Raw genomic sequence first — 13,196 nt, 5'->3', positions numbered from 1 at the left:
TTTAACCCATCGATCAGCTTTTGCTTATTTGCTGTCACAAAGTGTGAAAGCAGGCTGTCATCAAAGGGTGCATAATGTCGGCGCTTTTACCCGCCAGAGAGCCTTCATGCCGCGTCGTTTATTCAAGCGCTACATGCCCCACCCAGACCGCATCAAGGGCAATAAATCCCTGCGCTTTCTGGGCAGCCTGATCCACGATCCCAACCTCTGGCACCTCAACCGCCATTCTGTGTCACGCGCCATGGCCATTGGTCTGTTCTGGGCGATGATCCCCATGCCTCTGCAAATGTTAGCTGCAGCGGCTGTTGCCGTACCGGCGCGGGGTAATTTACCCATCTCGGTCGGGCTGGTCTGGCTGACCAACCCTATCACCATGCCTGCGGTGTTTTACTGCAACTACAAGATCGGCGCCTGGCTGATGGGCACCCCAACCATGCACATGCCTGAGAACATCAGCCTGGCCTGGGTTGGACAAATGCTGCAGACCCACTGGCAGCCGCTCTACCTTGGCTCTCTGGCTTTAGCTATTGTCCTGGCGCTCGTTGGTTACTTCGGCACCAACGCTTACTGGCGCTGGTGGGTGCGGCACAACTGGCGCAAACGCCAGGAAAAACGCCGGCAGCGCGACGCGCAACGCTGAAACAAAAAAGCCGTTACTGAGTAACGGCTTTTTTGTTTCAGGCAGCGTAGCTTATTCGTAACGCAGCGCATCGGCTGGCTGAATCTGCGCGGCCCGCCAGGACGGGTAGACGGTGGCCAAAAAGCTCAGGCTAAACGCCGCGCCGCAGATCAGCAGGACATCGGACAGCAGCAGCTCCGACGGCAGGTTGCTGATGAAGTACACGTCAGAGCTCATCACCTGCTGGCCGCTCAAGCGCTCGATCCAACCCACCAGCTGACTGACATTCAGCGCCGCGAGAATACCCAGCACCGCGCCGATCACCGTACCGATCACGCCGATCACCGTACCTTGGACCATAAAGATGCCCATAATCTGCCCTGGCGTCGCGCCCAAGGTGCGCAGGATGGCGATATCCGCCCCCTTGTCTGCCACCACCATGATCAGCGTGGCGATGATATTGAAGGCCGCCACGGCAACGATCAGCAGCAGCAACAGACCAATCATGGTCTTTTCCATTTTCATCGCGCTGAACAGGCTGCCCTGAGTCAGGGTCCAGTCTGCGGAGCTGTAACCGACGCCCAGTTCACCGACAATCTGCGCGGCCACTTGCGGCGCCTGGTACAGGTCTTTCAACTTCAGGCGCACGCTCTGCACCTGGCCCGGCTGCATGCGCTGGATATGCGCCGCATCGGCGACATGAATCAGCGCCAGCGAGCTGTCCAGCTCGGCGCCAACCTTGAAGATGCCGACCACGTTAAGGCGCTGCATGCGCGGGCTGATACCGCCCGGCACGCTGCTCAGCTCCGGCACGATCAGCGCCAGCTTGTCGCCCACCCGCAGCTGGAAGCGCCGCGCGGTGATCTCGCCGAGCACCACACCAAACTCACCCTCACGCAAATCGCTCAGACGGCCTTGCTGCATATGTTTGTCGATGATCGACACCTGAGGCTCCAACGCCGGATCGATGCCGTGCAACTGCACCGGCTGCATCGCCCCGCGTACCGAGAGCATGCCTTCGAGCTCAGCAAACGGCACAGCGGCGAGCACCTGCGGGTTGTTCTTCGCGGCTGCGGCAACCTGCTGCCAATCATCCAGCGGTTGCGCCCCGGCGATGCTGGCATGCGGCACCATACCAAGGATGCGCGTGCTCATTTCCTTCTGGAAACCATTCATCACCGACAGCACCACGATCATCGCCAGAACACCCAAGGCCAGACCGATCATCGAAGTCATCGAGATAAAGGAAATAAAGTGGTTGCGCCGCTTGGCCCCGGTATAGCGGATACCGATAAAGATACTCAGCGGACGAAACATCAGGCGGCCACCAACTTGCCGTCTTCCAGACGCAGGATGCGGTCCATCTGCTGGGCCAGCGCCATGTCGTGGGTCACCACCAGAAAGGCGGTCTGCGACGAGCTGCTCAGCTCCTTCATCAGATCCTGAATGCCCTGCGCGGTGTGATGATCGAGGTTACCGGTGGGCTCATCGAGCAGCACCAAACCGGGCTGATTGACCAGCGCACGAGCAATCGCCACACGTTGACGCTCACCACCGGACAACTCCGACGGCTTGTGCGCCAGGCGATGGCCCAGGCCAACCCGCTCCAGCAACGCCGTGGCACGCTGACGTGCTTCGCTGATCGGCGTGCGGCCAATCAGTAACGGCATGCACACGTTCTCCAGCGCGGTGAATTCCGGCAGCAGGTGGTGAAACTGGTAAACGAAACCCAGGGCGCGGTTACGCAGCAGGCCGCGCTGCTTTTCATTCAGCGCCGACAACTCCTCGCCGGCCAGCCAGACGCTGCCGGTGCTCGGCGTATCCAGGCCGCCAAGCATATTCAGCAAGGTGCTCTTGCCCGAGCCAGAACTGCCGACAATCGCCACGCGCTCACCGGGGTGCAGCTCCAGCTGCAGGTCCTGCAGCACCACCACCGATTGCGGGCCCTCGTCGTAGCTTTTACCGAGGTTGCGACAACTCAACACTGCACGATCTTGCATAACCGAATCACTCATAACCTGATCATTCATAACCTGATCACTCATAACGTAGCGCCTCCGCAGGCTGGGTACGCGCTGCGCGCCAGGCCGGATATAGGGTGGCGAAGAAACTTAGAATCAACGCCGCGCCGCAGACCAGCAGCACATCGGCCAGCATCAGCTGCGAGGGCAGGTAGTCGATGAAATACACATCGGCATTGAGGAATTTGATCCCCAACAGCCCTTCCAGCGCGGCAATCGCACGGCTGATATTCAAGGCGGCAAGGCAGCCCAGCACCGCACCAATGGCGGTGCCGAACACGCCGATCACCGTGCCCTGAACCATAAAGATCGCCATAATCTGTCGCGGTGTGGCGCCCAGGGTGCGCAGAATGGCGATATCGCCCTTCTTGTCGGTGACGACCATGACCAGGGTGGAGATGATGTTGAAGGCGGCAACCGCGACGATCAGCAGCAGCAGCAGACCAATCATGGCTTTTTCCATGCGGATCGCCTGATACAGGTTGCCGTGGGTGCGGGTCCAGTCGCGGGCGTAGTAATCACCCTCACCCAACGTTTGCGCCAGCGCCCAGGCGGTGCGCGGCGCCTCAAACAGGTCGGAAAACTTCAGGCGAATGCCCTGCACCTGATCGGCCTGCCAGCGCTGCAAACGCGCCAAATCCTGCACATGGGTCAGGGCCAGGTGGCCGTCGATTTCGCCAGCGCCGACATGGAATATGCCAACCACGGTAAAGCGCTTGAGCCGTGGGAACATGCCGGCTGGAGTAACAGTGACTTCCGGGGCGACAAAGGTCACCTTGCCACCCAGGCCGACGCCGAGCTTGGCGGCGGCCTTGTCGCCCAGCACCATGCCGAACTCACCGGGCTGCAGTGCATCCAGGCTGCCCTGCTGAAAGAAATTACCGATGATCGAGACCTTGGCTTCTTCCAGCGGATCGACCGCATTGATCAGCACTTTCTGCACCTTGCCGTCGTTGGTCAGCAAGCCCTGCATCTGGCTGAACGGCGCAACCGCCAGCACTTGCGGGTTGCTCTGCGCCTTGTCGGCCAGGCTGCGCCAATCCTTGATCGGCGTGGCGCTCTCGACCGTGGCGTGCGGCACCATGCCGAGCACGCGGGTGCGCATTTCATGGTCGAAGCCGTTCATCACCGACAGCACCAGAATCATCACCAGCACGCCAAGTGCTAGCCCGATCATCGAAGTCAGAGAAATAAAGGATACGAAGTGGTTGCGACGCTTGGCCCGCGTGTAGCGCGTGCCGATAAATACGAACAGAGGTCTGAACATGTCGGGGCTGATTCGAGGGAAAAAGAAACGTCCTTGTGGGGGCTTGGCGAGCAGCCTTACACTCTAAACCAGGGTAAAGTCTGCTGCGCGTCGGACCTGCTACGTTGAAAACTGTCTCGGAATGCTCATTTACATTCGTAAACTGCGCTTCCTCACCACTTTTCGCCTTGCATGCCGCTAGCTCGCAAGACTTTGAACAGGTTCTTCGACCACTACTGCTGCCATGGGTTCGCCATGCCGACTCAAGATGAAGATGATCGCCGCGAATACTATCGTATCGACGATACGATCGCACTGGAATTCACCCTGCTCTCGGGCGCAGAAGCCCTGGCCAGTGACGAGCTTCACGACAGCTCGCCGCTGTTTAACCTGCTCAGCGATCTGCATCTGATGGACTTCGAGTCGCAGCATCTGCTGCGGCATATCACTGAGCGCGACCGCACCCTGGCCAATTACCTCAAGGTCATGAACAAGCGCATCGACCTGCTCGGTCAGGCCGTGGCGCAGAGCCTGCTGCGCGACATCGGCACGCCGCGCAAGGTCAGCCTGTCCGAGGGCGGCGTCAGCTTCAATAACCCTCAGCCCGTGGCAACAGGCGCGCACCTGGCGGTGAAGATGGTGCTGATGCCGCAGGCCCTGGGTCTACTGCTACGGGCCAAGGTGGTGCATTGCCAACCACTGCCCTCACAGCAGTTTGAGATTGGCGCGGAATTTGAAGCTGTGAGCGACGCCCAGCGCCAGTTGCTTGCCCGGCATATCCTGCAACGCCAGGCCCTGGAGCGTCGCCAGGCCCGCGAGCAACCTCTGCAACCCTGATAGCGAGCCACCATGCCCCGTCTGTTCCTGCTTCTCGCCCTGCTCCTGCCTTTCGGCGCTGATGCCGATACCCTGCAAATCCCTATCGGCCAGCAAGGTGCCGGCGAATTGCGCCTGCCGCAACTCGGCGAATCCCAACGCGCGGTACTGGAGCGTTTCGGCCTGGCGGATGAAGAGCACCCCAGCGTTGGCAACCCGCCGATCACCCGCTGGGATTACCGTGAGTTCAGTGTCTACTTCGAGCATAAACACGTAATCAACAGCGTGCGCCATCACCAGCCCGGCGCCGCCCTGCCCGACAAGGAGCAACAGTGACAGTCATCTATGGACATCGCGGCGCCAAAGGCGAGGTGCCGGAAAACACCCTGGCCAGCTTCCAGCAATGCCTCAAGCACGGCGTGCGCCGCTGCGAGCTGGACCTGCACCTGTCGCGCGATGGCGAGCTGATGGTGATTCACGACCCAACCCTCAAGCGCACCACCGGCCATCGTGGCAAAGTCGTCGAGCATGACGCCGCCGAACTGGTGACCTATGACGCCCGTAAAGGTGGCCCTGGCGCCGTCACGCCCTGCCCGATCCCACGGTTGGAAGAGCTGTTCCAGCACTGCGATTTCGAGCACTGGCAGCTGGAAGTCAAAAGCGCCTCGAAGGTTCGCTCGGCGCGCATGGTCAAGGCGATTGCCGAACTGGCTGAACGCTACCAGCTCACGGACAAGGTCACCGTAACCTCCAGCTCCCGCGAAGTGCTCGGCGCTCTGCAGCGCCTGACTCCGCACCTGCAACGCGGCCTGGTCGCCGAATACGCCTGGCTCGACCCTATAAAAGTCGCCAGGCATTACGGCTGCCACCTGCTCGCGCTGAACTGGACGCTGTGCACTCCGGAGCGTCTACTGAAGGCGCAGAAAGCCGGTTTGCATGTCTCGGTGTGGACGGTCAACGAGCCGGCACTGATGCGCCGCCTGGCGGACTTCGGCGTGGATAGCATCATCACCGATTTTCCCGGCCTGGCCGTGGCAACCCTGGAATAACCTCCCGGATAGCCCCAGCTACAGAAACGAAAAAACCGGCCAAAAGGGCCGGTTTTTCGTTAAGCCTGATCAGAAACTTTCGCGATTAGGCCAACGCCAGTCGCTGGAGTCGCTGAACGGGTTCTCCCCGGCCGGCTCAGGCCACCGGCCGGAGCCGCTCAAAAAAGCCGGTTGAGACCATCGAACGCAGCCACCCGGTAGGCTTCCGCCATAGTCGGGTAGTTGAAGGTGGTGTTGACGAAGTACTTGATGCTGTTGGCCTCACCCTTCTGATTCATGATTGCCTGGCCGATGTGCACGATCTCCGACGCCTGGTAACCGAAGCAGTGCACGCCCAGCACTTCCAGGGTTTCGCGATGGAACAGCAGCTTGAGCATGCCCACTGGCTCGTGGGAAATCTGTGCCCGAGCCATGCCTTTGAAGAACGCCTTACCGACTTCGTAAGGGATCTTGGCCTGGGTCAACTCGCGCTCGTTCTTACCAATCGAGCTGATTTCCGGAATGGTGTAAATGCCGGTCGGCACGTCATCAACGAAGCGCCAGCTGCCATTGTCGACGATGCTGCCGGCAGCCGATCGGCCCTGGTCGGCTGCCGCACTGGCCAGGCTCGGCCAACCAATCACGTCGCCCGCCGCGTAGACGTTCGACACCTCGGTGCGGTAGCTCTGGTCAACCTCGATCTGCCCACGGCTATTGACCTTGATGCCGATGTTTTCCAGGCCCAGCTGATCGGTATTACCGGTACGGCCGTTGCACCAGAGGAAGGCGTCCGCCTTGATCTTCTTGCCGGACTTGAGGTGCAGGATCACCCCGTTCTCCACCCCTTCAACACTTTCGTACTCTTCGTTATGACGAATCAGCACGTTGTTGTTGCGCAGGTGATAGCTCAAGGCATCGGAAATTTCCGCATCGAGGAAGCTCAGCAACTGGTCACGGTTGTCGATCAGGTCAACCAGCACACCCAGGCCACTGAAGATCGAGGCGTACTCGGAACCGATGACCCCGGCGCCGTAGATGATGATGCGGCGCGGGGTATGGCCGAGGCTGAGGATGGTGTCGCTGTCGTAGATGCGTGGGTGGTGGAAATCCACGTCCACCGGGCGGTAAGGCCGCGAACCGGTAGCGATAACGATCTGCTTGGCCACCAGTTTCTCCACCACACCATTGGCGCAGACCACTTCGATGGTGTGCTCATCAGCAAAACTGCCAGTGCCGAAAAACACATCGATACGGTTGCGCGCGTAGTAACCGGTGCGCGAGCTCACCTGCTTGGCGATCACCCGCTCGGCGCTTTTCAACACGTCAGGGAAGGAGAACCAGCGCGGTTCGCCGATCTGGCGGAACATCGGGTTGGTGTTGAACTGCATGATCTGCCGCACCGAATGGCGCAGCGCCTTGGACGGGATGGTGCCCAGGTGGGTGCAGTTGCCGCCGACTTCACGGCGGCTGTCGACCACTGCCACCTTGCGCCCGGCCTTGGCCGCGTTCATTGCCGCGCCTTCACCCGCAGGGCCGGAACCCAGCACCACTACGTCGTAGTTGTAGACCGCCATGTTTACTCCTTCAGATCACACCGGAGCACTTGTACCGCGCTCTCGGCAGGGCCAGCACTGCATACGCAGCCTGGCAATCAATACGTTCACTGCAAGCCTAGCCCGTTAGCTGGCCGCAGGACGATTAGCCTTTGCTCGCGTCGTAGGCCAGGGCTGCGGTTTTGCCTTGCGGGTCGCTGTTGATCTCCTCGCACTTCTCACGACTGCCACCACAGATCGAGCATTCCTTCTCGATACCCAGGTTGGCGATACCACCGCACGAACCGGCGATGGGCTTGCGGCCCATCATCACGCCTACAGCCATCATGCCAACAACTAGCAGCATGGTCAGAAATACCACTAAAAACGTCATTGCTCGTCTCCTGCAGCGAATAGCTGCTCGAAAGCCTGAGTTGTCTGTGTGACGAAGGCGTCACCTTCACGGGTCACGAAAAACGCTGCAATGCCCATGCGCTCAGCAAATGCCAGGCCAGGCTCAGTGCCCATGACCATGAGCACTGTAGACAAGCCATCGGCGCGTAAGGTCGATTTATCCACCACGGTTACCGCTGCCAGCGTGTGGGTGATCGGTGCACCGGTCAACGGATCGAGGGTGTGCGAGTAACGCCGCCCCTCTTCCTCGAAGTAGTTGCGGTAATCACCCGAAGTGGAAATACCGTAACCATCCACTGCCAGCACGCGCTGGGCGACACGCTGACCGTCTTGCGGGGCTTCCAGGCCGATGCGCCAAGGCTGACCATCGGGCTTTTTGCCTGCGGCCTTGAGCTCACCGGTGGCCTCAACCATATAGCTGGTCACACCCAGCTCAGTGAAGCGCTGCACGATCTTGTCCACCGCATAGCCGGCGGCAATGCTGTTGAAGTCGACCTGCACATCAACATCCTTGCACAGCTGCTCACCTTCACGACGCAGGTGTTGCATGCCCACTTGCGCACGCGCGGCGGCGAGTTGCTCAGCGGTCGGCACCTTTTCGGCGCGCGCCTTGGGGCCAAAGCCCCACAGGTTGAGCAACGGCTCCAAAGTCAGATCGAACGCGCCGGCACTTTGCTCATGCAACACGCGCCCTGCCTCGACCAACTCCAGCACCCCAGCAGGCATCGCCTGACAGGTACCCGCCGGAGCCTGGTTGAATTGCTCGATTGCGGAATCATCGCGATAGGTCGACATCTGTTGGTCAACCTCAGCCAGGATGGCATCGGTCTCGCGCTTGAGTAACTCAAGGCTCGGCGAATCCTTGCTGCGCACATATTTGACGGTGTAGGTGCTGCCCATGGTCGGGCCGCCAAATTCTTCTACCCGCTCTGAAAACCAACAGCCCGTTAGGGCTGTCAGCAAGCTGACAGCGATAACGGGCCGCAGTAGCACATGGCTCATACTTAACCGCCGAAGTCGTCGAGCAGGATGTTCTCCTCCTCCACACCCAGGTCGATCAGCATCTTGATCACGGCAGCGTTCATCATGGGCGGGCCGCACATGTAGAACTCACACTCTTCCGGAGCCGGATGGTCCTTGAGGTAGTTCTCGTACAGCACGTTGTGGATAAAGCCCTTGAGACCGGTCCAGTTGTCTTCCGGCAGCGGATCGGACAATGCCAGGTGCCACTTGAAGTTGGGGTTCTCGGCCTGCAACTGATCGTATTCTTCAACGTAGAAGGCTTCACGCATGGAGCGCGCGCCGTACCAGAAGCTGATCTTGCGGGTCGACTTCAAGCGCTTGAGCTGGTCGAAGATGTGCGAACGCATCGGCGCCATACCGGCACCACCACCGATAAACACCATCTCGGCGTCGGTTTCCTTGGCGAAGAACTCGCCGAACGGACCATACACATCGATCTTGTCGCCCGGCTTGAGGCTGAACACGTAGGAACTCATCTTGCCCGGTGGCAGATCGTCCTTGCCCGGTGGCGGCGAAGCAATACGGATATTGAACTTCACCAGGCCCACTTCTTCCGGGTAGTTGGCCATGGAGTAGGCACGGATCACGGTCTCTTCGACCTTGGACACGTACTTCCACTGGTTAAACTTGTCCCAGTCGCCGCGGTACTCTTCCTGAATGTCGAAGTCCTTGTAGTGCACTTCGTGCGGCGGGCACTCCAGCTGCACATAGCCACCGGCGCGGAAGTCGACGCTTTCGCCTTCCGGCAGTTTCAGCGTTAGTTCCTTGATGAAGGTGGCCACGTTGGGGTTGGACTCAACAGTGCACTCCCACTTCTTCACGCCGAAGACTTCTTCCGGCACTTCGATCTTCATGTCCTGCTTGACCGGGGTCTGGCAGGACAGACGCCAGCCAGCCTTGGCTTCGCGACGGGTGAAGGCCGCCTCTTCAGTCGGCAGCATTTCGCCGCCGCCATGCTCGACCACGCACTTGCACTGGGCGCAGGTACCGCCGCCACCGCAGGCCGAAGAGAGGAAGATATTGTTGGCCGCCAGGGTCTGCAGCAGCTTGCCGCCAGCCGGTACCACAATGGTTTTTTCGCCGTTGATCTCGATGCTTACGTCACCGCTGGAAACCAGCTTGGCGCGCGCCGCGATAATGATCAGCACCAACGCCAGCACAATGCCGGTGAACATGCCGATGGCGATGAAAATCTCAAAATTGATCATCTATTCATCCCTTCCTTACAACTGCACGCCGGAGAAGGACATGAAGCCCAGAGACATCAGACCGATGGTGATAAAGGTGATGCCCAGTCCCTGCAGACCTTCAGGTACATCGCTGTACTTGAGCTTCTCGCGAATCCCCGCCAGAGCGGCAATCGCCAGGGCCCAGGAAACACCGGCGCCGACACCATAGACGGTGCTTTCCGCCAGGTTGTAGTCACGCTCGACCATAAACAGCGAGCCACCCATGATGGCGCAGTTCACAGTGATCAACGGCAGGAACACGCCGAGGGCGTTGTACAGCGAGGGCACGTACTTATCCAGGGTCATCTCGAGGATCTGTACGATCGCCGCGATCACGCCGATAAAGGTCAGCAGGCCGAGAAAGCTCAGATCGACTTGTGGGTAACCGGCCCAGGCCAGCGCACCGTCCTTGAGCAGGTTGGTGTAGATCAGGTTGTTCACCGGCATGGTGATACCCAGCACCACCACTACGGCAATACCGAGACCAATGGCGGTTTCGACCTTTTTCGAGATGGCGATAAAGGTGCACATGCCGAGGAAGAACGCCAGGGCCATGTTCTCAACAAACACCGCACGGACGAACAGGCTGATGTAGTGCTCCATTAGTAGGCCTCCTTATTGGAAACCTGAGGCGCCATCTTGAAGCTCGGCTTCTCGATCTGGTCTTTTTTCCAGACGCGAATACCCCAGATAAACAGACCGATCAGGAAGAACGCCGAAGGCGGCAGCAGCAGCATACCGTTAGGCTGGTACCAGCCACCGTCGTTGATCACCGGAATGATCTCGTAACCCATCAGTTTGCCTGCGCCAAACAGCTCACGAATGATGCCTAGGGCAATCAACATGGCGCTGTAGCCCAGACCGTTACCGATACCATCGAAGAACGACAGCACTGGCGGGTTCTGCATGGCAAAGGCTTCGGCGCGGCCCATCACGATGCAGTTGGTGATGATCAGACCGACAAACACCGAGAGCTGTTTGGACAGACTGAAGGCAAAGGCCTTGAGCACCTGATCAACCACGATTACCAGAGAAGCAATGATCACCATCTGCACGATCATGCGAATCGAGCCAGGGATCTGGCTGCGAATCATCGAGATAAACAGGTTGGAGAACCCGGTTACCAGAGTCAGCGCGGCAGACATCACCAGCGCGGTTTTCAGGTTCGAGGTCACCGCCAAAGCGGAACAGATACCGAGAATCTGCAACCCGATGGGGTTGTTGTTGAAAATCGGATTAAGCAGGACTTCTTTAATAGTCGGCTGCGACATGATCAAGCCTCCCCTGCACGCAGGTTCGCGATAAACGGACCGAAGCCATTCTGGCCGAGCCAGAACTTCAGCAGGTTGTCCACCCCATTACTCGTCAGGGTAGCGCCCGCCAGGCCATCAACCTGATGCACGGCCTTGGGGCTCTGTGCATCGACACCACCCTTGACGATTTGCACGGCCAGTTTGCCGTCCTCATCGAACAGGGTTTTGCCTGGCCATTGGCCTTTCCACTTCGGATTGTCGACTTCGCCACCCAGGCCCGGCGTTTCGCCGTGCTGGTAGAAGCCCATGCCAACCACGGTATTGAGGTCGCCCTTGACGGCGATAAAGCCATGCAGGGTCGACCACAGACCGTAACCACGCACCGGCAGAATCAGGGTTTCAACCTGACCATCCTTCTCCACCACATACACGGTGCTGAAGCGCTCCTGACGCTTGATCCCGGCAATGTCATCACTGCCCTTGAGCACCGAGGACAGTTTCGGGTCCTTGGAGGCTTTAAGCGGGTCAAAGGTGACTGGGTCTTGGGCATCGGAAAACTTGCCGGTTTGCAGGTCCACCAGCTTGGCGCTGATGGTGCCTTTGAACATGTCCTTAACCTGAGCGCTGGACATGCTGGCATCGCCCAGACCGGCGATCGCCAGAATGCTGCGCTGCTTGTCCAGCAGACGGTTGTCCACCTGGGTCGGCTTCAGCGCCACGGCTGCACCGGCAACAAACACCGAGCACACCAGGCAGACCAACAGGGCCACCACCAGTGTGCGGACGGTGGATTCTTTTTGACTAGACATTGCGCGCCAGCCTCCGCTTGATATTGGCTTGAACGACGAAGTGGTCGATCAACGGTGCGAACAGGTTGGCGAACAGAATCGCCAGCATCATGCCTTCCGGGAACGCTGGGTTGACCACACGGATCAACACCACCATCACACCGATCAAGGCACCGAAAATCCACTTGCCGGTATTGGTCATGGACGCCGACACCGGGTCGGTGGCCATAAAGAACATACCGAACGCAAAACCACCCACCACCAGGTGCCAGTACCAGGGCATGGCAAACATCGGGTTGGTGGTCGAGCCGAGGGCATTGAGCAACAAGCTCAGACCAACCATGCCCAGCATCACACCAGCGACGATGCGCCAGGCGGCAATCTTGGTGATCAGCAACACCAGGCCGCCGATGGCAATGGCCAGGGTGCTGGTCTCGCCGAGCGAGCCGTGAATGGTGCCGACAAAGGCGTCCATCCAGGTAATGCCATTATTGATCACGTTGTCGATGCCGCCAGCAGCCGCCAGGCTCAGCGAAGTGGCACCGGCAAAGCCGTCCACCGCAGTCCATACCGCATCACCGGACATCTGCGCCGGGTAGGCGAAGAACAGGAAGGCACGACCGGTCAGCGCCGGGTTGAGGAAGTTCTTGCCAGTACCGCCAAACACTTCCTTGCCGATCACCACGCCGAAGCTGATACCGAGGGCGACCTGCCACAGCGGAATGCTCGGCGGCAGAATCAGGGCAAAGAGTACCGAGGTGACGAAGAAGCCTTCGTTGACTTCATGCTTGCGGATCGACGCGAACAGCACTTCCCAGAAGCCACCGACGATAAACGCCGTGGCATACACCGGCAGGAAGTAAGCCGCGCCCTGGATAAAGTTATCCCACAGGCTGTTCGGGTCGAACCCGGCCATCGAGCCGATCAGCGCGAAGCGCCAGCCTTCCTGGGCGGCCAGTAGTTCAGGGCTGTTAGCGAAGATCAGGTTGGCCTGATAACCGGTGTTCCACATGCCGAAAAACATCATCGGGAAGGTACACAACCACACGGTGATCATCATGCGCTTGAGGTCGATGCCGTCACGCACGTGGGCGGTGGTCTTGGTTACGCTGCCAGGGCGATAGAAGAAGGTGTCGACAGCCTCATAGAGGGCGTACCACTTCTCGTATCTGCCGCCTTTTTCGAAGTTATGCTCGACTTTGTCGAGGAATGCACGAATACCCATGA

15 protein-coding genes are annotated in these 13,196 nt (G+C 59.4%); 4 read left to right on the top strand and 11 right to left on the bottom strand.

Going from position 1 to position 13,196, the window contains the following annotated elements:
- Positions 1–106: 106 nt before the first annotated feature.
- On the top strand, positions 107–640 hold the full coding sequence (locus tag Q8M42_RS15685; RefSeq protein WP_304863033.1) for a DUF2062 domain-containing protein: 534 nt from the start codon (positions 107–109) through the stop codon (positions 638–640).
- Between the two features lie 51 nt (positions 641–691).
- Here the strand turns inward: Q8M42_RS15685 and Q8M42_RS15680 are convergent, their stop codons facing one another.
- From Q8M42_RS15680 to Q8M42_RS15670, 3 genes are read right to left on the bottom strand one after another with little or no spacing between them, the layout of a single operon-like run.
- The gene (locus Q8M42_RS15680; RefSeq protein ID WP_304862962.1) at positions 692–1,936 is read right to left on the bottom strand and encodes a lipoprotein-releasing ABC transporter permease subunit; all 1,245 of its coding nucleotides are present in this window, start codon (positions 1,934–1,936) and stop codon (positions 692–694) included.
- On the bottom strand, positions 1,936–2,619 hold the full coding sequence (gene lolD, locus Q8M42_RS15675) for a lipoprotein-releasing ABC transporter ATP-binding protein LolD (protein WP_170049072.1): 684 nt from the start codon (positions 2,617–2,619) through the stop codon (positions 1,936–1,938). Before lolD ends, Q8M42_RS15680 begins: the two co-directional genes overlap by 1 nt.
- A 37-nt stretch (positions 2,620–2,656) precedes the next feature.
- The gene (locus tag Q8M42_RS15670) at positions 2,657–3,907 is read right to left on the bottom strand and encodes a lipoprotein-releasing ABC transporter permease subunit (protein WP_304862960.1); all 1,251 of its coding nucleotides are present in this window, start codon (positions 3,905–3,907) and stop codon (positions 2,657–2,659) included.
- A gap of 234 nt (positions 3,908–4,141) precedes the next feature.
- On the opposite strand from Q8M42_RS15670, the gene Q8M42_RS15665 reads away from it, so the two are divergent.
- The 3 genes from Q8M42_RS15665 to Q8M42_RS15655 are packed head-to-tail and all read left to right on the top strand — an operon-like array spanning position 4,142 to position 5,751.
- Positions 4,142–4,723: a PilZ domain-containing protein gene (locus tag Q8M42_RS15665; RefSeq protein ID WP_304862958.1), complete on the top strand. Its 582-nt coding sequence runs from the start codon at positions 4,142–4,144 to the stop codon at positions 4,721–4,723.
- A 12-nt stretch (positions 4,724–4,735) separates the two neighbouring features.
- The gene (locus tag Q8M42_RS15660; protein WP_304862956.1) at positions 4,736–5,038 is read left to right on the top strand and encodes a phosphodiesterase; all 303 of its coding nucleotides are present in this window, start codon (positions 4,736–4,738) and stop codon (positions 5,036–5,038) included.
- A complete protein-coding gene (locus tag Q8M42_RS15655; protein ID WP_304862954.1) occupies positions 5,035–5,751 on the top strand; it encodes a glycerophosphodiester phosphodiesterase family protein in 717 nt (238 codons plus the stop codon). Before Q8M42_RS15660 ends, Q8M42_RS15655 begins: the two co-directional genes overlap by 4 nt.
- A 158-nt stretch (positions 5,752–5,909) precedes the next feature.
- On the opposite strand, the gene sthA is transcribed toward Q8M42_RS15655, so the two are convergent.
- The 8 genes from sthA to Q8M42_RS15615 all read right to left on the bottom strand — a co-directional run bounded on the left by sthA (position 5,910) and on the right by Q8M42_RS15615 (position 13,194).
- Positions 5,910–7,304 (bottom strand): Si-specific NAD(P)(+) transhydrogenase, encoded by a 1,395-nt coding sequence (sthA, locus tag Q8M42_RS15650; RefSeq protein WP_304862952.1) that lies wholly within the window; start codon positions 7,302–7,304, stop codon positions 5,910–5,912.
- A gap of 124 nt (positions 7,305–7,428) precedes the next feature.
- Complete coding sequence (nqrM, locus tag Q8M42_RS15645) at positions 7,429–7,656, bottom strand: (Na+)-NQR maturation NqrM (protein WP_304862950.1); 228 nt, start codon at positions 7,654–7,656, stop codon at positions 7,429–7,431.
- A complete protein-coding gene (locus Q8M42_RS15640) occupies positions 7,653–8,576 on the bottom strand; it encodes an FAD:protein FMN transferase (protein ID WP_304862948.1) in 924 nt (307 codons plus the stop codon). Before Q8M42_RS15640 ends, nqrM begins: the two co-directional genes overlap by 4 nt.
- Before the next feature lie 104 nt (positions 8,577–8,680).
- Positions 8,681–9,907 carry an NADH:ubiquinone reductase (Na(+)-transporting) subunit F gene (gene nqrF, locus Q8M42_RS15635; protein WP_275963138.1) on the bottom strand — a complete coding sequence of 409 codons (1,227 nt, stop codon included), beginning with the start codon at positions 9,905–9,907 and terminating at the stop codon, positions 8,681–8,683.
- Positions 9,908–9,922: 15 nt separating this feature from the next.
- Complete coding sequence (gene nqrE / locus Q8M42_RS15630) at positions 9,923–10,531, bottom strand: NADH:ubiquinone reductase (Na(+)-transporting) subunit E (RefSeq protein WP_090387314.1); 609 nt, start codon at positions 10,529–10,531, stop codon at positions 9,923–9,925.
- Entirely contained in the window at positions 10,531–11,205 is a 675-nt protein-coding gene (locus Q8M42_RS15625) for an NADH:ubiquinone reductase (Na(+)-transporting) subunit D (protein ID WP_304862943.1), read from the bottom strand. The genes nqrE and Q8M42_RS15625 overlap by 1 nt, the downstream gene beginning before the upstream one ends.
- Positions 11,202–11,990 carry a Na(+)-translocating NADH-quinone reductase subunit C gene (locus tag Q8M42_RS15620; RefSeq protein WP_304862941.1) on the bottom strand — a complete coding sequence of 263 codons (789 nt, stop codon included), beginning with the start codon at positions 11,988–11,990 and terminating at the stop codon, positions 11,202–11,204. The genes Q8M42_RS15625 and Q8M42_RS15620 overlap by 4 nt, the downstream gene beginning before the upstream one ends.
- Positions 11,983–13,194, bottom strand: a complete 1,212-nt coding sequence (locus Q8M42_RS15615; protein WP_304862940.1) for an NADH:ubiquinone reductase (Na(+)-transporting) subunit B — start codon at positions 13,192–13,194, stop codon at positions 11,983–11,985. The genes Q8M42_RS15620 and Q8M42_RS15615 overlap by 8 nt, the downstream gene beginning before the upstream one ends.
- Positions 13,195–13,196 lie beyond the last annotated feature (2 nt).

It is taken from the genome of Pseudomonas sp. (assembly GCF_030684895.1).
Taxonomy (GTDB): Bacteria; Pseudomonadota; Gammaproteobacteria; order Pseudomonadales; family Pseudomonadaceae; genus Aquipseudomonas.
Note: the sequence above shows the minus strand (reverse complement) of the source record. Positions and strands in the feature narration are given on the sequence as shown.